Genomic DNA, 22,845 nt, shown 5'->3' on the forward strand with positions numbered 1-22,845 from the left:
GTGTATGAATGAGATTAACATATAAAAAAGCCGGGAATTAATCCCGGCGAATGACCTGAAAAATACTTCATATAAAATGAGGGTAATGCTTTACAGAAGACTTAGAACTGATAAACCAAACCGACGGCAACGATATCGTCATTATTCAGTTTCAGTTTATTGTCGTTGCTCAACTGGTTAATTTTATAATCTACGTAAGTAGACATGTTTTTATTGAAGAAGTAATAAGCGCCTACATCAATATATTTAACCAAATCGACATCGCCTAGACCTTCAATATCTTTACCTTTTGACTGAACATAGGCCAGAGAAGGTTTCAGACCGAAATCGAACTGATATTGAGCCACTAATTCAAAGTTTTGTGCTTTATTTGCAAAGCCGCTCACTGATGTTGGGGTGTTATTAATACTGGCCGTACCGGAAATTGGCGTCATATTACGGGTTTCGGCATAGGTTGCCGCCAGATAAACGCCGTTATCATCATATTTCAGCCCCGTGGCGAAGGCTTCAGCTTTATCGCCTTTACCGAATGTGCCAGCCTTCTGAGCGGTTGTGCGGTTGGAGGAGGTATACGCGGCACCGATGCTAACGCCTGATCCAATTTCATAGCTGGACGCCAGACCAAAGCCGTCGCCGTTCTGTTTCGAAGTCCCGCGGGAAGTATCGTCGTTTTTGCCTTGATATTGCAGGCTAAATTTCAGACCGTCCACCAGACCGAAGAAATCGCTGTTACGATAAGTGGCAACGCCATTGGTGCGGCCAGTCATGAAGTTATCGGTTTTTACATAGCTGTCGCCACCGAATTCCGGCAGCATATCGGTCCACGCGCCGATATCGTATAACACGCCGTAGTTACGGCCATAGTCGAAAGAACCCAATCCGGCGTAGCGCAAACCGGCAAAGCCTAAGCGGGTTTTGGTATCGGCGGTGCCTTCGCTTTCCGCGTGGTTAACCGCAACATGATATTCCCACTGACCGTAGCCGGAAAGTTTGTCATTAATTTGGGTGACGCCTTTAAAGCCAAAACGAACGTAAGATTTATCACCATCATTACTTTTACTGTCAGAAAAATAATGCAAACCTTTTACTTTTCCGTATAAGTCGAGTTTATTGCCGTCTTTATTATAAACTTCCGCAGCGTGTGAAGTAGTGGCAATTAAAAGCGCCGGTATTAACATTGCCAGAATATTAATTTTCATGTTTTTGCCCTGTTTTCTTCATTGAAAGATGCCAATCATCAAAGTTTTTGCTGTATTCAATATCTGTCTGAACTTTCTCAGCGCAGAATTTTTACCGCATCTGTGTGATGTATTTATGACAAAGTGAATTTAAGGATGAGATAATAAAAAATAATTGATAATCAGCGGTGAAGGCGCTGAATTATTCTACGCATTCGCGGTCCCGAATAGGCTGACGTGAGCGGCGCACTGTGGGACAATAGGGCAACATTCAGTTTAGATAAGATATGCATGGCGTTATCCCCCGCAGTAAAAGATCAAATCAGCCAGTGGTATAAGGCCCTTGGGCAACAGATTCCGGACTTTGTTTCTCGCGCTCCGCAGCGTCAAATGATAGCTGAAGTGGCGAAAACGCTGGCCGGCGATGCCGGACGACATTTGGCTATCGAAGCCCCAACCGGCGTGGGGAAGACCTTGTCGTACCTGATTCCCGGTATTGCGATCGGCCGCGCGGAAACCAAGCCGCTGGTGGTGAGCACCGCTAACGTGGCGCTGCAGGATCAGATTTACAGCAAGGATTTGCCGTTACTGAAAAAAATTATTCCCGATTTGAAATTTACCGGCGCATTTGGGCGCGGACGCTATGTTTGCCCGCGAAATCTGGCCGCCATGTGTACCGATGTCTCTGGCCAGGGCGATTTATCGCTGTTTTTGGGCGATGAGCTGGCGCCAGCCAACGGCGAGGAGCAGGCAACCTGCGTGGGCCTGTCTAAAGCGTTGAGCAGCCACGTTTGGGATGGGCTGCGCGATCATCATCAACAATCTATCAGCGATTCTCTGTGGGGCAAGCTCAGCACTGATAAAGCCAACTGCTTAGGGCGCAACTGTCATTATTTTCGTGAATGTCCGTTCTATATTGCGCGTAAAGAGATCGAAACCGCCGATGTGGTGGTAGCCAACCATGCTTTGGTCATGGCGGCGCTGGAAACTGAATCGGTATTACCGAATCCAAAAGAATTATTATTGGTGCTAGATGAGGGGCATCACCTGCCAGATGTGGCGCGGGATGCGTTGGAGATCGAAGGTGAGATCACCGCCGTTTTTGCCAATATGCAGTTGGATATGATTGCCCGCCTGGTGGATCAGTGCATGGTGCAATATCGGCCGAAAAACCCGCCTAAACTGGCTAATTCGGAACGGTTAAAAGATCACTGCGAGCAGATGCGGGAGCTGATTCTGAACGTAGAACAACAGGTTAGCCAATTGCTTCCTACGGATAGTATTCAAGCTACTTATCGTTTTGAAATGGGCATCCTGCCGGAAAGCCTGACAGAAAGCTGCGCCAAATTATTTAAGTTAACCGATGCACTACGCGGTTTAGCCGAGTTTGTTCTTAATGATTTAACCGAACAAACCGGTAAGCACGATATCGTGCGGCTGCATCGGGCGATTTTACAGATGAGCCGTACCTTCGGTTATCTGGAGGCAATGACCAAACTGTGGCGTCTGGCCGCAATGGATAAAGCTTCAAATGCGCCTATTTCTAAATGGGTTACGCGGGAATATCGCGAAAATCAAACTCATCTGTCCTTCCACTGCGTGGGGATTCGCGTGAGTGATCAGTTAGATAAAATGCTGTGGCGCAAAGTCCCCCATGTCATTGTGACGTCGGCTACGCTGCGTTCCCTCAACAGCTTTGCTCGCCTACAGGAACTCTCTGGTTTGAGCGAAAAGACCGGGGATCGTTTTGTGGCGCTTTCCTCCCCGTTTAACCACGTTGAGCAGGGCAAGCTGGTTATTCCCAAAATGCGCGTCGAACCGACGATGGCGAACGAAGCGGAGCATTTGGCCGAAATGGCGCAGTATTTCCGAGCCGAACAGGCCAGCGGTCGCCATAAAGGTATGTTGATTTTGTTTAGCAGCCATCGGGCGATGCAAACCTTTCTGAGCCACATCACCGATCTGCGTTTAATGCTGCTGGTTCAAGGTGATCAGCCGCGCTACCGGTTGGTTGAAGAGCATCGTAAACGGGTGACAAAAGGCACGCCCAGCGTACTCATCGGTTTGCAATCCTTCGCGGAAGGCCTGGATCTGAAAGGGGAGTTACTGACGCAGGTGCATATCCATAAGATTGCATTTCCGCCGATTGATAGCCCGGTGATTTTGACGGAAGGAGAATGGCTGAAATCATTAAAACGCTATCCGTTTGAAGTGCAAAGTTTACCTAGCGCTTCATTTAACCTGATTCAGCAGGTGGGGCGCTTGATCCGCAGTAATGAGTGCCACGGCGAAATTGTCATTTATGATCGCCGTTTACTGACCAAAGGCTACGGCTCACGCTTATTGGCGGCGTTGCCCGTTTTCCCTATTGAACAGCCGGAGATGCCAGAGGCGGTAGCGGTGCCTATTGCGGCGAAAAAAACCTCGGTTAAAGCAGCGACTACGCGAAAAAAAGCCCCTAAACGTCGCCGCACGGACGTTACGTTGGGCAGCTAACGACGTGGTGAAAAATAAGCGAATGGCAGTGAGCAATTCATTGCCATTTTTATTTGTAGCCAGGCATTTCAAACGGTTTCACGCAATTCTCTTTCACCTCAAAAAAATCCGTGGCTAAGATTAAATTAGCCGCAGGTCAGTTAACTCTTATTTGCCAACTCATACGAGTTAAGTCTGGGCGTACCTCCGGCAGTGGCGTAGTTCAGCTTCCAGCCCATTTTAAGGGTCTATCCGGCGTCTGAGGTAAGCAGCATGAAACAGGTTATGGCAGAGTTTATCGGTACTTTCTGGTTAGTTTTGGGGGGCTGCGGTAGTGCGGTGTTGGCGGCTATGTTTCCAGTGGCGGGAATCGGTTTTCTGGGCGTCGCATTGGCGTTTGGTTTAACCGTCGTCACTATGGCTTATGCTTTGGGCCACGTCTCCGGCGGGCATTTTAATCCAGCGGTGTCGCTGGGGCTCTGGGTGGGTGGGCGATTTTCCGGCGCGCAGTTGATTCCCTATATTATTGCGCAGGTTCTGGGGGGATTAGCCGGTGCCACGGTATTGTATCTTATCGCCAGTGGTAAGGCCGGATTCGACGTCACCGCAGGCTTTGCCAGCAATGGTTACGGCGTGCGTTCTCCGGGGGGCTACAGTTTGCAATCGGTGTTGATTGCCGAAGTGATTCTGACAATGGGGTTTGTGATGGTGATTATGGGCGCGACGGATTCCCGTTCACCCGCCGCGGCAGCGCCGTTAGCCATAGGTTTATGTTTAACCTTAATCCATTTGATCTCTATTCCGGTGGATAATACCTCGGTTAATCCAGCGCGAAGTACTGGAGTGGCCATTTTTGCCGGTGGAATTGCCTTACAGCAGCTTTGGGTATTCTGGTTAGCGCCGCTGATAGGCGGTGCTTTGGGCGGTGGCCTTTACCGTGCGTTGTTTAGCCCTACGGCGTCGAAGACCTGATTCTAATTATCCGCTCCCCGCGACGCCGATTGGGCTGCGGGGGCGTTTTCCTCGCGCGGCCAGCAACAAAATCTCCAAAGTTTTACCGCTTATCCAACCCCACAGGCCGCCATGATTGATACCTGACAGTAAAATGGCCAGCACGCTAATCAGCAATAGTAGACAGATAATATCCAATCTCTGCTGGCCTGTATCAAGGAGCAATTCGCATACTTTGCCCCGACAGCCGGCAAAGCTCAGTAAAATCAGCGCTAAATTGAGTAAAAATACCCAACGCCAGCCTAAGGTGCTAACCCGTATTCTGCCCACCACCGGCCCAATCGCCCATCCCGGCTCGTTTACGCCCAACAAAGTGCCTATCTCTGGTGCGGGCTTGTTTCGGGAAAGGCGGCCATCAGGCTGACCGTTACGTATAAAGTACAACCCAGATTGCTCACTGTAATAAGCGAAAGAGATTCATCATCCAAATGCTATCGGCCAGGCCAGCGCTTGGTAATGATAAGCCAAACAGCGGCATCCCCAGATAAAGTATCCGATAGCGAGCGTAGCGACCCGCGGTGACCATAAAAGCGCAGAGTGCCATCAGGAACAATAAAACGCCTCACTGTAGGTTTTCCGTGCTGGCGGAAAATGCCTGTTGAATGGCGGGAACCGCGGTATTGACGATAGTCAAATCGATACAACCTAAAGAACTGGCCAGACTGATACCGGTCAGCATGAGAGCCTATTGTCGACGGGTCAGAGGTAAATCCGAAGTGAGCGCTGAGGACATAGGCATAATCCGGGAAGAAGAAACCCTCACGGTGTAGTGGCTAGTTAAGTGACTCAGTTGCGCCATTTTTTCTTTTTATAGCGGAATTAAATTCTCCAATGGGGTATCAATCAGTACAGATTTATTTAAGATGGGTGATATTCATTGGGCTTTGATAAGGAGAAAGTGATGATTTCCGGCGATCGTTTGCACGGCATACGAGCTTTTGTCCAGGCGGCGCAGGCTGGCAGTTTTAGCCGTGCTGCAGAACAGCTTGGTTTATCCCGCTCAGCGGTGGGTAAAGCAGTGGCGCGGCTAGAATCCCGCCTGTCGGTGCGTTTGTTTCAGCGCACCACTCGTAGCCTCTCTCTCACCGACGAAGGGCAGATTTTCTATGAGGATTGCGTAAAAGCGCTGGATGCGCTGGACGCCGCAGAGATTCAGTTGGCGGCGCGAGCCGTGGCTCCCAGCGGGCGCTTGCGCGTGTCATTGCCGATATTGTTCGGCCAGCAGTGGGTGATGTCGCCGTTGCTCGAATTAGCCGACAGTTTTCCCGCGCTACAGCTGGAAATTTTGTTTTCCAATCGCACAGTGGATTTTGCGGAGGAAGGCGTCGATCTGGCTGTGCGTATTGGGCATATTGGTGATGTTGCCGGGTTGGCGGCGCGAAAACTGGGAGAACAACAGTGGGTGTTGTGCGCCAGTGCTGATTACTTAGCTACCTATGGTCATCCCACTTCCATTTCGGATTTAGCGCATCATCGCACGATTAGTTTGTTACGAAATGGTCGCAGCCAAACGTGGCGTTTAGTGAATGACGCAGGCAAAACCGAATCTATAACGCCAGCCAGTCGTTTACGATTGGATAATATGGCGGCGGTAGCCACGGCTGCGGAAGCGGGGCACGGTATCGCACTACTGCCGCGCTGGCTCGTCAACCCTGCGCTGCAAAGCGGTCGATTGATGGAAACCTTGCCAGGCAACACTGGCGCCGGTTCACCGATTAATATTGTCTGGCTAAAAGGGCAGGTGATGCCCGCGCGGATTCGGGCGGCGATTGATAGGCTGGTGGAGGCATTTACACCGCAGGCTCCCTGGGAGTAAGTGAGCCGGTTTTAGCCGGATCAAACCTGAGTTATGCTAAACAAAATAGCGAGAGGAAGCCTTTGTTGATGGATTACCGCAAAATTATCAAAGAAGTAGGACGTGGCAAAAATCACGCCCGCGATTTGGATCAGCAGACAGCCTGTGAGCTTTATCAACGAATGCTGGCGGGGCAGGTGCCTGAACTGGAGCTGGGGGGCATTCTGATTGCTTTTCGTATCAAAGGGGAATCGGAGGAGGAAATCCTCGGTTTTTATCAGGCTATGCAACAGCAAGTGATGGCGCTACAGGCTCCTGAAGGTCGGCCAATGCCGGTGGTGATCCCCAGCTATAACGGTGCGCGTAAACAGGCTAATTTGACACCGCTTCTGGCGTTACTGTTGTCGCGTTTAGGGCTGCCGGTGGTCGTACACGGCGTGACCGAAGATAGCACTCGCGTGACCAGCGCTGAGATTTTTCAGGCGCTAGGCATGCCTTGGTCTGAGACAAAAGAAGATGCTCAAACTCGGTTGGATAACGGCCAGCCGGTATTTATTCCGGTATCTGCATTTTCCCCAGAGTTAGATTGTCAGCTACAAATGCGCTGGCGTATGGGGGTGCGTAATAGCAGCCATACCTTGGCAAAACTGGCGACGCCATTTCTGCATCAGCGAGCGCTGCGTTTGGCCAGCGTTTCGCATCCAGAATATATGCAAAAGGTCGGTCGATTCTTTCAGGCTATTGGCGCGCCGGCGTTGCTGCTACAGGGAACTGAAGGGGAAGTTTACGCTAATCCGCTGCGCTGCCCACCGCTCCACGCGATCGTTGGCGGTGAGCAAAGAGTCTTGCTGGAGCGTGCAGAAGAAAGCGGCGTGCCTGATCTACCTGTATCCAAAGATGCAGCAGAAACTGCCCGCTGGATTGAACGCTGTCTGGCTGGCGAGGTGCTGGTTCCGTTGTCGATCCTCAAGCAGTTAGCCTGCTGTCAGGTTATTGCCGGGCAGGCAATATCGGTAGAGCAGGCATTGCGGCAATTTGCTGCTAAATAATCCGGTTTTCACAGAATAAACTGCGCGGTTTCCGCCAGTCTTGGTCCTGATTGGCTTCCCGCTGGCATCAGGTCGGTGAGGGCTTTTAGCGTGATAACCCTATCAATGATGGAAGGAATCCTATGCAACAGGCTTTGAGTTATTTCAACGCGTTGAATCAAGATTATCTGGCAGTGCATCAGGCCAAAGAAGACCTGTTTTGGCAGAATTACATGGGTTTGGGGGATGCCGACGTTGGGAAGCAATTCTCGGCGGCGGAGACGGCATACAAAAGGTTTATTGCGGAAAGTCGCCGTTTAAAAGAGCTGCGTGAGCTGATTACGGCATTAGAAGCCCAGCCAAAAACGCCGGAAAATCAGGATTTGCTTCACGGGCTGCGGGGCTGGTATCGCTTTTTTGACTGTAATGCCATTGAAGATCCTCAGGCGCAGGCTTTGCTAGATGAAATTATTGCCTTCGAGTCCGATCTTTATCAGCGGCGCAAAACTCACCAGCCAATGCATTTTAATGCTAAAGGTGAAAAAGTCGCGGCTTCCCTGGGCGAGTTGCTGACCAATCAGGCTACTAATGAAAATGAAACTTACCGACAAAGTTCTCAGCAGGCGCTGCGCGAAGTAGAGCAATGGCTGTTGCACAACGGCTTGCCTGAGTTGATTATCTTGCGTAACCGATTTGCTCGCCAGATGGGGTATCGTAACTATTTTGACTATAAAGTTAATAAAACCGAACAGATGATGCCGGAACAACTGTTTGCCATTCTGGATACTTTTGAACAGCAAACTCGTGAAGCGAACCGCCGTAGCCTGCAACAACTGGCGGAAAAACAAGGGGAGTCTGCATTAGAAGCTTGGAATATCCGTTTTGCCAGCGCTGGAGACGTCACTCGTCAGCTCGATCCTTATTTTCCTTTTGCCGAATCATTAGATCGCTGGATCAACAGTTTTAAGCGCCTGCACATTGGTTTTCGCGGCGCGGAGATGAATTTGGATTTACTGGTTCGCGCTGGAAAATATGAAAATGGTTTTATGCATGGCCCGGTGCCGCCATTTGTTCAGCAGGGTAAATGGATACCGGCGCGGATCAATTTTACCAGTTTGGCGAAACCCGATCAGGTGGGAAGTGGAGCTTCAGGTTTGAATACGCTGTTCCATGAAGGCGGCCACGCGGCGCATTTTGCTAATATTGTGCAAAATGCGCCTTGTTTCTCGCAGGAATTTCCACCGACCTCAATGGCTTATGCAGAAACTCAGTCGATGTTCTGCGATAGCCTGCTGGACGATGCGGATTGGTTAAAACGTTACGCTAAAAATGCTGCCGGTGAACCGCTGCCAGATGAATTGATTCGCGACAATATTGAATCCAAGCAACCGATGCGCGCATTCAATGAGCGTCATATTTTACTGGTGCCTTACTTTGAGTGGGCTTTGTATCAATGGGATGACGTGCAGCTAACGCCGCAGGCAATTACCCAGCTGGCGCGAGATATTGAGCAAAAGATTCTGGGTATTAACGCCAGCCCAAGGCCAACGCTGGCGATTCCTCATTTATTATCAATGGAATCGGCCTGCTCCTATCAGGGTTATCTATTGGCGTTGATGGCGGTAGAGCAAACGCGTGCCTTCTTCCTGCAACGTGACGGCTATTTAACCGATAACCCGGCAATTGGCTCGGATCTGGCGGAACATTACTGGCGTCCCGGTAATAGCGTTAGCCATGATGAAACCTTACGGAGTTTGACTGGCGAAGGATTTAATCCTGCTTATCTGGCGGCGGCCTGCAATCAAACGGTTGAGCAAGCGTGGGCAGCCGCGCAGGACGCTATTGCCAGCGCGGCGCAGCGGCCACAGCCAGCGGCTGATTTTGATCTGAATGTCAGTATTCGAGTGGTCGATGGTGAACGTGTGCTGGCTGATAATCAGCATGGGGACGAAGCGATGTGTCGCGCTTTCGCCAATGCTATTAATGCCTTGTAATCAACAGAATAGATCGAAAAATGCCCATCAGGGGGTGCTGATGGACATTTTCGAACGGCTGAGGAATATTAGTGATAAATCACTGCGGTGCCGTGCATCAGGTTGTTACCGGTTGCAGAAGTAATGGTGAAGGCTTTAGCGCCAGCAGCATCAGCTTTTTCAGCTAACTGTGCTTTCAGGCTGCTCAGGTCAGTTGCGCCGCTAACGGAAATGACGCCTGCTTTCTGGTACTGAGCCGCGTCCTGTCTATTAACGTGTTCAGCGGCAACGCTGGCAAATGAAAGGGTAGTTAGAGCGAGAACTGCAACAAAGTTTTTGATGTTTTTCATGATGTAATCCTATCCGATTTCGTTAGAGTGAAAGGGCGTTTCCTTTCGATAGAAGCTATGTTACGCCTCTGTGATATTTATGAAACCGGATAGAATTGAGAATCTAATTCAATTTTTATGAACAAAAACTAACGTGCGGCGACCCCCTGCGGACGCAGCATATCAAAGCGCTGCTCTTCGGTGACGCCATAATAAGCACTCGGCCCGCCTCCTCGCAGAATAGGCTGCGCCGCCGTGGTCAGATAGGTGCCGTTACTGTCTAGCAATTGACGATTAATATGCACCGCAATCACTTCTCCTAGCACCAGCCAGCTATTGGTATTGCTGCCGTCGGCGGCCTTTAACTGAATGCATTGCGTGAGTTTACATTCAAAGTTCACCGGACTTTCCGCGACGCGATCTACGGCGATTAACCGGCTGGGTTGCGGCGTTAAACCGGCAAACTGGAATTCATCCTGCTCCCGCGAGAGCGGGGCGGAGCTGTTATTCATCGCCTCTGCTAACTGGCGGGTGGCCAGATTCCAGACGAACTCGCCGGTTTCCACAATATTAGCCACGCTGTCTTTCCAACCGTTGCTGGAAAAACCGATGATAGGTGGCGTATAGCTAAAGCAGTTAAAAAAGCTGTAAGGAGCCAGATTACGCTGGCCTTTGGCGCTAACAGAGGAAATCCAGCCGATAGGTCGTGGGCCGATAATGGCGTTTAATGGGTCGTGGGGCAGGCCGTGGCCGCTGGCGGGCTCATAATAGTAATCGTCTTCGGTACTCATAACATCCCTACATCAGGTTTATCATAAGAAGTCAGCTTAGTGGCTAAACGGAATTTCGCGCACTCTCGCTGGAAAATTAACAGGTTATTGGCGGCCTGTTTTGTCACTCGCCCGTTTTAAGGCGATTTATGCTATCTTACGCGCCAGAAAATGCCTATCAGAGACTGAAGACGATGGAAAACAAAAAAAATCTTTCCCAAAGAAAAAAGCGGATTACATCCCCGAAATCGCCATCGTTCCCGCTACGATTTTGATGCGCTTTCAGCCAGTTGCCCTGAATTAAGCGCATTTTTGGCTCCGAACGCTTACGGTGATATTTCCGTGGATTTTGCCGATCCCGCGGCGGTAAAAATGTTAAACCGGGCGCTGTTAAAACATTTCTACGGCATTGAATTCTGGGATATTCCTGCAGATTATCTTTGCCCACCGATTCCAGGGCGTGCAGATTATCTGCATCATTTGGCCGATTTGTTGGCTAGCTGCAATGGCGGCGTGATTCCTCAGGGGAAAAGCGTGGCGGTATTAGATGTCGGCGTGGGGGCCAACTGTATTTATCCAATTATCGGTCAGCGTGAGTACGGCTGGCGCTTTACCGGTACGGAAATCGATCCGCATGCGCTGAACGCGGCGAAAATGGTGGTATCGATGAACCCGACCCTGAGAAATACGCTACGTCTGAAATTGCAAAAGCAGCCTCAAGCTATCTTCGAAGGCGTTTGGGCAGTTAACGAACGTTATGACGTCACCCTGTGTAACCCTCCGTTCCACGGTTCTGCGGAAGAAGCTGCGGCGACAACTCGCCGTAAATTGCACAAATTGGGCAAAGGTGAAGTGGCGGCTAAGCCGGTGCAGAACTTTGGCGGCAAGAATAGCGAACTGTGGTGCGAGGGCGGCGAAGAGGGTTTTGTCACTCGCATGGTGCAAGAAAGCGTCGCGAGGGGCAATAATTGCCTGTGGTTCACTTCATTGGTATCGAAAAAAACCAGCCTACCAGCGATTTATCACGCTTTACGCTACGCTAAGGCGGTAGAGGTTCGCACTATTGATATGGCGCAAGGGCAAAAAGTCAGCCGTTTTGTGGCCTGGACATTTCAGACTGAAGAGCAACAGGCGGCCTGGGTGGCTGAACGCTGGTAACGTAGCCTGCTATTCGGTTGAATATAATTGGTTGAAAGTATTGATTAAAAGTATTAAATCAACTCTTGGCTCGGCGGCAACGGTAGCGTTATCTGCCAAATGTTGTCGGGCCCTATTTTATTTCTGCGATCTCCCACTTTTTGCTTTATTCACCCGCCTTTCCAGCCATTTCATCAAAAGTAATCACAGTCTTTATCCGGTTATTGTGTCGAGCAGTTAACAATATCATTACTTTGTTCTACGCTTAGAGGATAAATACCCGACGGGCAATATAGCCTGCTAATAATCATACAAATTACAAAATTTTTCGTTGTGACTTTCTCTGATTTTACAGCAATGTCTCATTCTCCCAGGGTGAAGACTAAAGCCTGCGGAGGACATTTTTAATGTTCTTCGGGCTTTGGCATGTTTTTTGTAAAAAGGCATGTTGATAAAGATAAGGCCTCGGCTTATTCATTATTCGCCATAAGGACTCTCAGCTATGTTCTTAAATTTACGATCTTCTCATGCGCCCTGGCGTTCCGAATTAACCTCGATAGATAGCGCAGTACCGATGATTATATTTAAGCCAGATGGGACGGTAATACAGGCAAATCAGTTATTTCTACAGGCAATGGGATATCAGCGTGAAGAGATAATAGGCAAGCATCATCGAATATTTTGCGATCCCAATTATGTCGCAAGCGAAGCCTATCAACGCCACTGGCAGATATTAAATCAGGGAAAGCCGATCACCGATAATATTAAACGTATTCGCAAAGATGGCTCGGTGGTCTGGTTGCAGGGGACTTACACGCCAGTGCTGGATAGGCTGGGGAAAGTGGTGGAGATAATCAAGATTGCCAGCGATGTCACCGAGCGAATTTTACAGTCTCAAGAGCACCAAAGTCTGCTAAAAGCCCTAAATCGTTCAATGGGCATGATAACTTTCACGCCCGCAGGCATTATTCTGGATGCCAACGATAATCTATTAAATATCATCGGTTACTCTCTTCGGGATATTCAGCATAAACCCCATCAGATTCTCTGTAAGCCTGAGTTTGCCCATAGCGACGAATATCGCCAGCATTGGCAGCGTTTGGCGCGTGGCGAATTTATTGTCGGCCGCTTTGAACGTATGAATAGCCGTGGAGAAGATGTCTGGCTGGAGGCCAGCTATAACCCGATTATGGATCACGATGGGCAGGTGATAAAGGTGGTTAAAATTGCTCAGGATATTACTCAACTGATTCAACAGCAGCAGCATGAAGAAGCGCTGATGCGCAACGTACATCATCTTTCAGTCAATACCGATAAGTCAGCGTCCGAAGGGGCAAATATTGTCCAGCAGGCGGTAAAAGGCATGCTGGAAGTGGAATCCATTGCCCGCGAAACTTCGGACGTAGTCAGCGACTTAGGGCGCTGTTCCAAGGAGATCGGCACCATTGTAGAGTCCATTCGTAAGATATCCTCTCAAACTAATTTGCTGGCGATTAATGCTTCCATTGAGGCTGCCCATGCGGGAGAGCATGGCAAAGGATTTTCCGTGGTGGCCAGTGAGGTGCGTTTGCTAGCGGATCAATCTCGTCAAGCTGCCACTGAAATCGAACATATGACCAAAACGATTCAGAACGGAGTGACCGCGGCGATTAAAGGTATGGGAACCTGCGTGGAACAAGCTGGCGGCGGCGTGGCGCTCACTCAGGATGCGGGGGAAGTGATTAATCAGGTCAATATTGGTATGCAGGATGTGGTGAAGCTGATGGCGGCGTTCGCGCAGATAAAAAACCGGCAAAGTTATAGCGGTAGTTAATTGAGAAAAATTAATAGCGTAAACGTTAATGCGATAAACGGGGATAAGAAATCGTGAAATACCCAGCGGGAGCCAGTAGCCGCCCGCTGGGTAGGGTTATCAGGAAACGTGCTGCAAGAACTCACGTAGCCTGTCGCTTGGCGGATTGGAGATCAACGTATCAGGATCGCCATCCTCAGCCACGCGGCCTTTATCAATAAAGATCAGGCGTGAGGCCACTTTCTGTGCAAAGCCCACTTCGTGGGTGACGATGACCATGGTCATGCCTTCTTCGGCCAAATCTTTCATTACGGTCAACACTTCATGACGTAATTCCGGATCCAGTGCCGAGGTTGGCTCATCAAACAGCATCAGTTTGGGCTTAACCGCCAGCGCGCGGGCGATAGCCACACGCTGTTGCTGGCCGCCAGACAGTTCGGCTGGGTAATGGTGCGCCCTCTCGGACAACCCTACTTTTGCCAACAGGGCTCGCGCCTGTTTTTCTGCTTCAGCCTTACTGGCTCCACGCACCCGAATCGGGCCAAAAGCCACGTTTTCCAGCGCGGTTAAGTGAGGGAACAGATAAAACTGCTGGAACACCATTCCGGCTTCCTGACGAATCAGACGCTCATCGACTTTGGGGTCGTTAACATCCAAACCATCGACAATCAGTTGGCCTTTTGTGATGACTTCCAGCTTGTTGATGCAGCGCAGCAACGTGGATTTACCTGAGCCTGATGGCCCGATAATCACCACCACTTCTCCCTTGGTGATATTCAAATTGATATCGTGCAGCACCTGGGTTTGGCCAAAGTGTTTGGAGACATTCTTGAATTCAATCATATTATTTTCAGTTTTCTTTCTAACCGACGCAGGACGAAGCTCAGCGCCAGCGTGATAATCAGGTAAATCACCGCAACAGCCGTCCAGATTTCCATGGCGCGGAAGTTACCGGCGATAATCTCCTGACCCTGGCGAGTCAGTTCGGCTACACCGATCACGATAAACAGTGAGGTGTCCTTGATGCTAACAATCCATTGGTTGCCCAGCGGTGGCAACATGCGACGCAATGCCAGAGGGGCAATAACGTAACGCAGGGTATCGCGTTTGGATAAACCCAGAGCCAAACCGGCTTCACGGAAACCATTGTGGATTGACAGCACTGCACCGCGGGTAATTTCCGCGATATAGGCGCCGGAGTTGATAATGATGGTGACTACCGCCGCCGAGAAAGGATCGATGCGTACCGGCATCATCATTGGCAAAGCAAAATAGATAAACATCACCTGTACAACGATAGGTGTACCGCGAATCAACTCAATAAAAACTAATGCAATATTTCTACTTAACCAACCACCGTAAGCACGGGCAAAACCGGCTACAACCCCAATTATCAGGCCGCCAAGTAAACCCAGGACCGAGATCCATAGGGTTAACTTAGCGCCTTCAAGCAGGATTGGTATGGCGGGCCAAATAGCGCTCCATTCAAACTGCATGGATATTCTCCTGGTCTAAAAACGGCAAAAATTAATTACTTAGGTTCAACACCAAACCATTTTTTATAGATTTCGTTGTAAGTGCCGTTCTCTTTCAATGTTTTCAGTGCAGCATTTACCTTCACGCGCAATTCGCTGCCCTGTGGGAAGGCGATACCGTATTGCTGAGCTTTGATGGAATCACCCACCGCTTTAAACTGGCCATTGCCGGCAGTTTTAATGAAATAAAGGATGTTTGGCGTGTCATGCAAAACTGCATCCGCGCGGCCAGTACCTAATTCCAGGTAGGCGTTGTCAATGTTAGGGAACTGACGCAGATCTTTGGTTTTGATGTTGGCTTTCGCGTAATCAACAGAGCCGGTGCCGCTTTTCACTGCAACAACTTTGCCTTTCAGGTCGGCTTCGCCTTTGATGTCATTATTGGTGGTTTTTACCATGACCAGCAGGCCACTGTTGTAATAACCATCAGAGAAATCAACGGCTTTTTTGCGCTCGTCCGTAATGGTGATACCGGCTAGTGCCAAATCAACGTTCTTGGTTTGCAAAGCAGGAATGATGCCGCTGAAATCCATGGGTTTCAGCTCATAATCCAGATTCAGCTCTTTGGCAATGGCGGCCCAAAGGTCAACATCAAAACCAACGTATTTATCCCCTTGTTTAAATTCGAAAGGAACGAAAGCGGTATCCGTGGCAACAATCAGTTTGTCCGCTGCGTGAGAACTTATTGCAAAGGCCAGAGTGATTGCGGCCAATGAAACTTTTACAAGTGACTTCATATGTGGGAGTTCCTTTGTACTTTGAGTGGAGGAGATCCGTTTTTTTATAATTCAGGGAGCAATATGAAAAGATCGTGCCAAAATTGCAAGTCTTTTAAAAATAAAGCAATTAATCTAAATAATTAGGTTGCAACTACTTAGTTACTGTATTTTGCACTGCTATGGGTCACCACAATGGTGCGTTTTTACCATTTTGGTGCAATCTCTCCATGAGTAACCCATCAGTAACTAATTAGTCAATAATTAATGATTATAGTTTAACAGTTAAATAACAAAATGCGGGTGAGTTCAGGTTTTTTATACGCAAAAAATAATGATCGACATTTATTGATGATAGAAATAACGAAGGGTTAAACAGTCGGTATAAGCGAGTGAGTATGAGAGAGTATAAGAGAAGAAAGAGAAGTTAGCGTAACTGGCTGTCTTTACTGCCCCGGCGGTTATAGCCAGCGTGATCAGCCTGTTGTTTATCGAGGATTTTTTGACAATTGATACAATATCGAACGCCGGTTAGCGCTTTTCTACGCGCCTCAGGAATTTTTTCACCACATTCCAGGCAGTAACAAGCACTCTCGCCCTTACCCAGCGCCTGACGTGCCCGCTGAACCGCATCGTCAACGGTGGAATCAATCTGGTCTTGCACTGCGCCGTCTCCGGCCCATCCGCTTGCCATCGTCAGTGTCCTCCGAAAAGCATAAGGGCCAGCTAAGCCGACCCTCCATAGTATTTCATCTAACAATTATTAATTAAATTATTCGATATTGGCTTCGATAAACCACAGGAACTGATCCAGATCGCGAGAGGCGGCGGTAAACATATCCGCAGTGTCTTCGTCTTCGACCTGAGTAATCGCCTTACGAATATCATTCGCTACCACCGCATAGCGGTCGGCCAGCGCTTTCAGATGCTCTTGCACGCTATGAATATTAGTCGGATAGCTTTTCAACGGTGATTTATCGTTGACGACTTGGACGGTTCCCAGCGCTACGCCACCGAGTTGCACCGCGCGCTCTGCAAAGGTATCCAGGTGCCCGGTAATGGCGGTACGGAAGCCATCCAGCATTTCATGAACGGCAATAAAATTGGCGCCGCGCATGTTCCAGTGAGCCTGTTTGGTGATCAATGACAGATCGATAAATTGAATCAGCATGTGGTTCAGCGCTTTGATTGCGCCAATTTTTACGCTTTCATCCAAATCATTACGGGTGTAAAGCAGGTCAGAAGATTTCGTTTTTACCAGTTTAGCGGTACTCATAATAGGTATCCTCATGCTGTATTGGTTATTAATTTCTTTACCGGATCAAGTATAGCAGGGTTATATAATTTCGTTGCTCCAATACGGCCTATCAATTAAATTGGTTATAACGTCAGATAATTAGTCATAGACCATGATTGAATAAGTTTTTGGTAACGTTATGATTTAAAATAAATTAGCTGAAGCATTTATTCATCTGTGCTCACGGGCCTATTTGTTTTTGGATAAATTCAGTTATTTAACCTGCGCGAAACAATAAGATGTCCATATTTACATGACTGCGGCCTTTAATTCCTGCTCACTAAGATAAAGATAATTATTTATGAAATAAAGCTATTGTAATAATAGGCTCAAACAAGGGGTAATTGAGAGGTTTTCTGGGTTATAAATCAGAGCAATATACGGGCTGATATTCATCGGGAGTAAGCAAATGAATACCTCGCTGATAGCGGCAGGGTTATTCTATCTGCAAGGAAGAAAAACACTTCAGGCCGTTTGAGCGATGATAAACAGGCGAGGGAAAGCCAGCAGCAGGTTGCCATTGCTGTGTACCGGATAGGCCGCCGTGATTTTTAGCAGATAAGCTTGCAAGAAATCTTGCCGATCGGTTTCATTCAAAGGGTCAATAAAAGGACGTAAGCCGGTGGATCGTACCCAGTCAACGATCGCCTGAGCCGAAGGCATCGGGTGGAAATAGCGAGTTCGCCAGATATCCACGCGTTGAGCAAGAGGAGCCAGCAGATCGTAATATTCGCTGGCAGACAAAATTTTAACGCGTTCAGCGTTACTTGCCGCTAATTGTTGTTGCCAGCGGCCTTCAGCGGCGACTTCTCGCATGGCACAGTGGCTGTGTTCGTCACGGTTATCGGGCATTTGGATTGCCAGAATACCCTGCGGGGCCAAATGGCTCATCAATTGAGGAATCAAAAGGCGATGATTTTCTAACCATTGCAGGGAGGCGTTGGCGTAAATCACATTTTGCGGCTGAGGAGGTTGCCAATGCTGAATGTCCGCAGGTTGAAATTTACAGTCTGGCAGCCGCTTTTGCGCGCTTTCCAGCATTGCTTGAGAATTATCGATTCCCACCAGATGGGCGTGAGGAAAACGCTGGCGCAGTAATTCGGTGGAATTACCCGGCCCACAGCCTAAATCGCTGACAAAATCGGGCGTATTGATTGCCACGCGAGCCAGTAAATCTGTCGCCGGTCGGGTGCGCTCCGCTTCAAACTGGCGGTACAAATCAGGATTCCAGTCTTTCATCCTAAAACCTCATTGTTGCTGGCTGAAGAGCTAAGCGCCGACATTAAATATTTTGTAATGGCCCGCTGTACAGTACCGCTCCGGTAGGTTGCCCGGTTGGAGAACCGCCGTGAGGTTCCAGACTGATTGCCATCACGTTGCCTTTGGTTAACGCAACTTTATTGAAAGCGACCTGTGTCGGCCCGCTAGCATTTAACAAGCCGAGAGAGTGAGGTTTTTCGCCTGCCGCAATACTCCACAGTTCAAGGCTATGCTGCTCGCCGATCGGTACTGTGCTTAATGGAGTTAACGTCAGGCTGCGGGTAGATTTATCCATGCTGACAATCCATTGGCCGCTTTGCTCGCTGCTGGCCAGAACCGCCACCGGAATGGGGGCCTCAGGCTGCACCAGCAGGCGGGGGACCAGCAAGAGTGCAGCTAAACAGACTGCGATCGCCCAGCCGAGATATGCGCCACTTGCGCGGCGTATTGAGGAAGTCTCTGCTTTTTCGGGGGGAGGCAATTGGAGCTGGAGTTTTTTCCAAATCCAGGCCGGCGGTGTCACGGGCTGTAAGCTATTGTCCATTTGGCTAAACAGGTTTTGCCAGCGAGACACTTCTTCTGCCAGTTCGGGATTCCGTAGGATTTGTCGCTCAAATTGAATTCGAGCCAGCCCGCGCAGAGTGCCCAGCGCATATTCTGCGGCCAGTGCTGATTGATATTCGCGTCTGTTTTTCATATTCCTACGCAGCTCTTTAAGTGCTCCAGCGCGCGGCGGATCCAGCTTTTCACCGTGCCAAGAGGCTGTTGTAAGTGTTCTGAGACCTCGCTGTGAGAAAGTCCCTGATAATAAGCCAGCATAATACTTTGCCGCTGTTCAGCGGGGAGATATGCCATGCAATGCTCCAACCGCTTGGCTTCGGAACTTTGCTGTAGCTGAGAGACCGGCGAGGGCGCGTCATCAGCTAGGTTATCGGCCTCGTCTTCATCCCATCCCTGCAAACGGTTATCATTACCGCGCATCAAATCTATTGCCCGATTACGGACAATATGTGTGAGCCAGGTAAGGGGAGAACTGAGGCTGGGATTGTAATTAATCGCCTGACTGAGCACGGTAATAAAGCAATCGTGCAATACCTCTTCGGCTCGGGCATGGTTACGTAACATACGTAAGGCAACGGCGAAAAGACGTGGGGAAGTTAACCGGTATAATCGTTCAAATGCCGCTTGGTCGCCTTTGCCAATCGCTTCCAGCAGTTCAATTTGTTCAGCCAAAGACGCTTCATTCATTTGTAATCCCTAAAAGCAAGGTGCAGTGAGACACTGCACCCAGTATAGACCGCTTTTATTTAGGCATTAGAACTGTGTCAATGACATCTATCACACCATTTTTCTGATTCACATCATAAGTGCTGATATTGGCCAGATTGCCTTTGGCATCTTTAATCTGGATATTATGAGGCCCATTATTCATAAACCACAGAGGCTGACCGTTGACGGTTTTCAGCTCGGCGGTACCGCCACCCTCTTTAATTTTTTTCTCAAGCTGTTTCATATCATATTTGCCGGCTACCACGTGATAAGTCAGAATTTGGGTCAGCACGGCTTTATTTTCCGGTTTGACCAGATTCTCAACGGTTCCGGCTGGTAATTTAGCAAACGCAGCATCGGTTGGCGCAAACACGGTAAAGGGTCCTGTACCTTGTAGGGTATCCACCAGACCGGCAGCTTTAACGGCGGCCACCAAAGTTGTGTGATCTTTAGAATTCACGGCATTCTCAATAATGTTTTTACTCGGGAGCATTGCGGCTCCCCCCACCATCACGGTGTCGGACATCGCTGCTGCCATAGATACACTGCTGAATACTAAAGAGGCACAGATCGCGGTACGGATAAGCGTTTTCATAATGTTAATCCTTATTAGTATGGAAGAGGTGAGTCTTGCCTCACATCTACCTATACGAATCAGCCTGCCGTTTTGGATGCCAAAAGAAGTGAATATAATTAATAAAAAACGCTAGTCCTTATAAAACAAGGCATAGCGTGATGAATAAGTCTTGCCTAAACGGTGTTAAATCTGAGCGGTTGGCACCGGATGCAGAAAACGGTGCATGATGTAAGCATCTACGTAACCCTGTTTCGGGTGTTTAAACGCCTGCGGCAGGGTTGCAATAATGCCGAAGCCCAGTTTTTGCCAAAGGCTGACCGCCAGAGTATTGGTGCTGACGACAAAATTGAACTGAATTGCCCGGTAACCTAGGCGCTGAGCTTGTTCAATGCAGTGCAGCCCCAGCTGTTTGCCAATGCCTAAACCTCTGACGCTGGCATCGACCATAAAAGAGGCGTTGGCAACGTGACAACCTAATCCTCGTTGGTTATCAATCAGCTTATACATCCCGACGATTTTATCTTCATGCAGCGCGACCCAGCAGCGCACGCCGTCACCAAACCAATATTCGTAAGCGACCCGTTCTGGCGTGTCTGCGGTGAAAACGTAGGTGTCTTCACTGGCGATAACCGCCTGAAAAAGTGGCCAGATTGCGGTGAAATCTTCAGGTGTTGCCGGTCTTATTTCCATGCCATCGCTCTCATATTGATTAAGTCAGTTCTTCAATCTTGGGTTTGGCTTTAATCGTTAAAGTTGCACCAATAGAGGCGGCAATAATACAGCCCAGCGCTGACCATTGTATCAATGTCAGATATTCATTCAGGAAAATTAGGCCAGAAACGGCTGCCAAAGCTGGTTCCAGACTCATTAATGTGCCGAAGGTACGGGCCGGAAGTCGGGTTAACGCCACCATTTCCAGTGAGTAAGGCAAGGCGGTAGAGAGAATGGCGACGGCCAGAGCAATAGGCAAAATAGCGGGAGAAAACAGCGCCATACCGTTATAGGCTACGCCAATCGGGCAGAAAACCAGCGCGGCGATCAGGGAACCAATAGCTACGGTACCCGGCCCGTGGTTGCCCCCAGCTTTTTGGCCGGAAATAATATAAATCGCCCAGCAGGCACCGGCGCCCAAGGCGCAGGCGGCACCGAACAGATCGATACTGTCTACGCTTTTGCCCAGCGGCAGTAAGAAGGCTAAACCTATTACGGCCAACCCAACCCACAGAAAATCGATGGGGCGGCGGGAAGAAAACATGGCAACGGCCAGCGGGCCGGTGAATTCAAGAGCCACGGCAATACCCAACGGAACAGTTTTCAAAGACAGGTAGAACAGAAAATTCATTCCGCCGAGCGCCAGGCCGTAAACCAGCAACGGCATGCGGCTACCGGCTGTAAAGCGCATCCGCCAGGGCTTAAAAATCACAAATAGAATAAGCGTACCAATCCCCAGCCGTAGGGAGGTAATGCCCTGCGCGCCGACTAGCGGGAATAGACTTTTTGCCAATGAAGCGCCGCTCTGGATCGAGATCATGGCTATAACCAGCAGGAAAACGGGCAGCAGGGGGAGCGATAATTTGGACTGAGAGGACAGCGACATCCGTTAGAGCCTCGGAAAAAGAGTGAATAATCAGATTTTTGCCAGTGTAAATGAAATGCTGCCGATGTATCTAATAATTCGCAAAAGTAGCGGATCAGAGACGGGAAAAAAGAGAAATAATTTAATCTTGAGTGTTTTTTATGCGTTTTGCGGCTATCTTTTAGACGGCAAACTAAGAATTGTCTGGAATAGCGTTAAGTGAGGAACTTCACAATTTCGACAAAAATTCGGGAAAAGGCGTATACTTTTAGCGAGTTACACTGTTCTTGAAATGATTTGTTACACCATATAAAAGTTTAGACAACGATTCAGGTGCAGAGTTTCTACCTAAGTTTTGTTATATTTTAATGGTGTTTTTGTTTAATTGAAAATAATTTGCGTCTTGAGGTGGTTATGAAAAAAATTGCATGTCTTTCAGCAGTAGCAGCTTGTGTATTGGCAGTGAGCGCAGGTAGTGCATTTGCAGGCCAGAGTACCGTTACTGGCGGTTACGCTCAGAGCGATTACCAAGGTGTTGCTAACAAGGCTTCAGGTTTCAACCTGAAATACCGCTACGAGTGGTCCGATTCCCAACTGGGCGCTATCGGTTCTTTCACTCACACTGAAAAAAGTTCTTTCGGTGACAGCAGCAGCGTTTACAACAAAGCACAGTACAACGCAATCACTGCGGGTCCTGCTTACCGTATCAACGATTGGGCTAGCGTTTATGGCGTAGTTGGTGTGGGCTATGGTCGTTTCACTGCAAACGGCGCGGGTAACCCAGAAGCTAAATCGGGTTCAAGCGATTACGGCGTAGCATACGGTGCTGGTGTTCAATTGAACCCAATGCAGAACGTAGCGCTGGACTTCTCTTACGAGCAGAGCCGCATCCGTAGCGTTGACGTTGGTACCTGGATCGCTGGCGTTGGTTACACTTTCTAAGAGTAATCAGCCGGTTTAGTATTGGTTCTTACGAACTAAATGCGAAATCCAATAAAAATCCGCCTTTGGGCGGATTTTTTATGCTCCGAGTATTATCAGATACAAAATTATGCAGATAGCAGCCTTTATGGAAGCGCATTTTCCAATTTATAGCTAGATAATTATTTTTTTGGTAAATATTAAAA

Annotated in this window: 23 protein-coding genes; 8 read left to right on the forward strand and 15 right to left on the reverse strand. The window is 48.9% G+C overall.

Translation table 11 applies throughout. The features are described from left to right. Nucleotides 1-101: 101 nt before the first annotated feature. On the reverse strand, nt 102-1,199 hold the full coding sequence (gene ompC / locus PL78_RS01940) for a porin OmpC (protein ID WP_064512662.1): 1,098 nt from the start codon (nt 1,197-1,199) through the stop codon (nt 102-104). A 270-nt stretch (nt 1,200-1,469) separates the two neighbouring features. Here ompC and dinG point away from each other — a divergent pair, with 270 nt between their 5' ends. Together dinG and aqpZ are read left to right on the forward strand one after the other, a co-directional pair. Further along, the gene (gene dinG / locus PL78_RS01945; RefSeq protein WP_064512663.1) at nt 1,470-3,674 is read left to right on the forward strand and encodes an ATP-dependent DNA helicase DinG; all 2,205 of its coding nucleotides are present in this window, start codon (nt 1,470-1,472) and stop codon (nt 3,672-3,674) included. A 252-nt stretch (nt 3,675-3,926) separates the two neighbouring features. After that, entirely contained in the window at nt 3,927-4,625 is a 699-nt protein-coding gene (gene aqpZ / locus PL78_RS01950) for an aquaporin Z (RefSeq protein ID WP_064512665.1), read from the forward strand. A gap of 6 nt (nt 4,626-4,631) precedes the next feature. Here the strand turns inward: aqpZ and PL78_RS01955 are convergent, their stop codons facing one another. Beyond that, nucleotides 4,632-5,048, reverse strand: coding sequence for a hypothetical protein (locus PL78_RS01955; protein ID WP_128821789.1), 417 nt, complete (start codon nt 5,046-5,048; stop codon nt 4,632-4,634). Nucleotides 5,049-5,565: 517 nt separating this feature from the next. Here PL78_RS01955 and PL78_RS01960 point away from each other — a divergent pair. The 3 genes from PL78_RS01960 (at nt 5,566) to PL78_RS01970 (ending at nt 9,481) form a co-directional block, all read left to right on the forward strand. Continuing rightward, on the forward strand, nt 5,566-6,480 hold the full coding sequence (locus tag PL78_RS01960) for a LysR family transcriptional regulator (protein WP_064512668.1): 915 nt from the start codon (nt 5,566-5,568) through the stop codon (nt 6,478-6,480). Between the two features lie 68 nt (nt 6,481-6,548). Beyond that, complete coding sequence (gene ybiB / locus PL78_RS01965; protein WP_064512670.1) at nt 6,549-7,508, forward strand: DNA-binding protein YbiB; 960 nt, start codon at nt 6,549-6,551, stop codon at nt 7,506-7,508. 122 nt (nt 7,509-7,630) lie between these two features. Beyond that, a complete protein-coding gene (locus PL78_RS01970; RefSeq protein WP_064512672.1) occupies nt 7,631-9,481 on the forward strand; it encodes a M3 family metallopeptidase in 1,851 nt (616 codons plus the stop codon). 68 nt (nt 9,482-9,549) lie between these two features. On the opposite strand, the gene bhsA is transcribed toward PL78_RS01970, so the two are convergent. Together bhsA and PL78_RS01980 are read right to left on the reverse strand one after the other, a co-directional pair. Continuing rightward, nucleotides 9,550-9,810 (reverse strand): multiple stress resistance protein BhsA, encoded by a 261-nt coding sequence (gene bhsA / locus PL78_RS01975; RefSeq protein WP_064512674.1) that lies wholly within the window; start codon nt 9,808-9,810, stop codon nt 9,550-9,552. 128 nt (nt 9,811-9,938) lie between these two features. Beyond that, nucleotides 9,939-10,580, reverse strand: a complete 642-nt coding sequence (locus tag PL78_RS01980) for a flavin reductase family protein (protein WP_064512675.1) — start codon at nt 10,578-10,580, stop codon at nt 9,939-9,941. 189 nt (nt 10,581-10,769) lie between these two features. Here PL78_RS01980 and rlmF point away from each other — a divergent pair, with 189 nt between their 5' ends. Then, nucleotides 10,770-11,717, forward strand: a complete 948-nt coding sequence (gene rlmF, locus PL78_RS01985) for a 23S rRNA (adenine(1618)-N(6))-methyltransferase RlmF (protein WP_071889706.1) — start codon at nt 10,770-10,772, stop codon at nt 11,715-11,717. Between the two features lie 481 nt (nt 11,718-12,198). Next, entirely contained in the window at nt 12,199-13,509 is a 1,311-nt protein-coding gene (locus PL78_RS01990; protein ID WP_064512677.1) for a methyl-accepting chemotaxis protein, read from the forward strand. Nucleotides 13,510-13,608: 99 nt separating this feature from the next. On the opposite strand, the gene glnQ is transcribed toward PL78_RS01990, so the two are convergent. The 11 genes from glnQ to rhtA all read right to left on the reverse strand — a co-directional run bounded on the left by glnQ (nt 13,609) and on the right by rhtA (nt 21,739). Further along, the gene (gene glnQ, locus PL78_RS01995) at nt 13,609-14,331 is read right to left on the reverse strand and encodes a glutamine ABC transporter ATP-binding protein GlnQ (protein WP_064512679.1); all 723 of its coding nucleotides are present in this window, start codon (nt 14,329-14,331) and stop codon (nt 13,609-13,611) included. Next, complete coding sequence (gene glnP, locus PL78_RS02000) at nt 14,328-14,984, reverse strand: glutamine ABC transporter permease GlnP (RefSeq protein ID WP_042528064.1); 657 nt, start codon at nt 14,982-14,984, stop codon at nt 14,328-14,330. Before glnP ends, glnQ begins: the two co-directional genes overlap by 4 nt. Before the next feature lie 35 nt (nt 14,985-15,019). Continuing rightward, the gene (glnH, locus tag PL78_RS02005) at nt 15,020-15,760 is read right to left on the reverse strand and encodes a glutamine ABC transporter substrate-binding protein GlnH (RefSeq protein ID WP_064512681.1); all 741 of its coding nucleotides are present in this window, start codon (nt 15,758-15,760) and stop codon (nt 15,020-15,022) included. 406 nt (nt 15,761-16,166) lie between these two features. After that, the gene (locus PL78_RS02010) at nt 16,167-16,433 is read right to left on the reverse strand and encodes a DksA/TraR family C4-type zinc finger protein (protein ID WP_064512683.1); all 267 of its coding nucleotides are present in this window, start codon (nt 16,431-16,433) and stop codon (nt 16,167-16,169) included. Between the two features lie 78 nt (nt 16,434-16,511). Beyond that, the gene (dps, locus tag PL78_RS02015; protein ID WP_049596635.1) at nt 16,512-17,015 is read right to left on the reverse strand and encodes a DNA starvation/stationary phase protection protein Dps; all 504 of its coding nucleotides are present in this window, start codon (nt 17,013-17,015) and stop codon (nt 16,512-16,514) included. Between the two features lie 486 nt (nt 17,016-17,501). Further along, the gene (tam, locus tag PL78_RS02020; RefSeq protein WP_064512685.1) at nt 17,502-18,275 is read right to left on the reverse strand and encodes a trans-aconitate 2-methyltransferase; all 774 of its coding nucleotides are present in this window, start codon (nt 18,273-18,275) and stop codon (nt 17,502-17,504) included. 43 nt (nt 18,276-18,318) lie between these two features. Continuing rightward, nucleotides 18,319-18,993, reverse strand: a complete 675-nt coding sequence (locus PL78_RS02025) for an anti-sigma factor (protein WP_064512687.1) — start codon at nt 18,991-18,993, stop codon at nt 18,319-18,321. After that, nucleotides 18,990-19,544: a sigma-70 family RNA polymerase sigma factor gene (locus PL78_RS02030; protein WP_064512689.1), complete on the reverse strand. Its 555-nt coding sequence runs from the start codon at nt 19,542-19,544 to the stop codon at nt 18,990-18,992. Before PL78_RS02030 ends, PL78_RS02025 begins: the two co-directional genes overlap by 4 nt. A 55-nt stretch (nt 19,545-19,599) precedes the next feature. Further along, entirely contained in the window at nt 19,600-20,160 is a 561-nt protein-coding gene (locus tag PL78_RS02035; protein WP_064512690.1) for a fasciclin domain-containing protein, read from the reverse strand. A 165-nt stretch (nt 20,161-20,325) separates the two neighbouring features. Then, a complete protein-coding gene (locus PL78_RS02040) occupies nt 20,326-20,832 on the reverse strand; it encodes a GNAT family N-acetyltransferase (protein WP_064512692.1) in 507 nt (168 codons plus the stop codon). Nucleotides 20,833-20,851: 19 nt separating this feature from the next. Then, a complete protein-coding gene (gene rhtA, locus PL78_RS02045) occupies nt 20,852-21,739 on the reverse strand; it encodes a threonine/homoserine exporter RhtA (protein ID WP_064512694.1) in 888 nt (295 codons plus the stop codon). 393 nt (nt 21,740-22,132) lie between these two features. Here rhtA and ompX point away from each other — a divergent pair, with 393 nt between their 5' ends. Continuing rightward, nucleotides 22,133-22,660, forward strand: coding sequence for an outer membrane protein OmpX (ompX, locus tag PL78_RS02050; RefSeq protein ID WP_049596628.1), 528 nt, complete (start codon nt 22,133-22,135; stop codon nt 22,658-22,660). Nucleotides 22,661-22,845 lie beyond the last annotated feature (185 nt).

The organism is Yersinia entomophaga, from assembly GCF_001656035.1.
Taxonomy (GTDB): Bacteria; Pseudomonadota; Gammaproteobacteria; order Enterobacterales; family Enterobacteriaceae; genus Yersinia; species Yersinia entomophaga.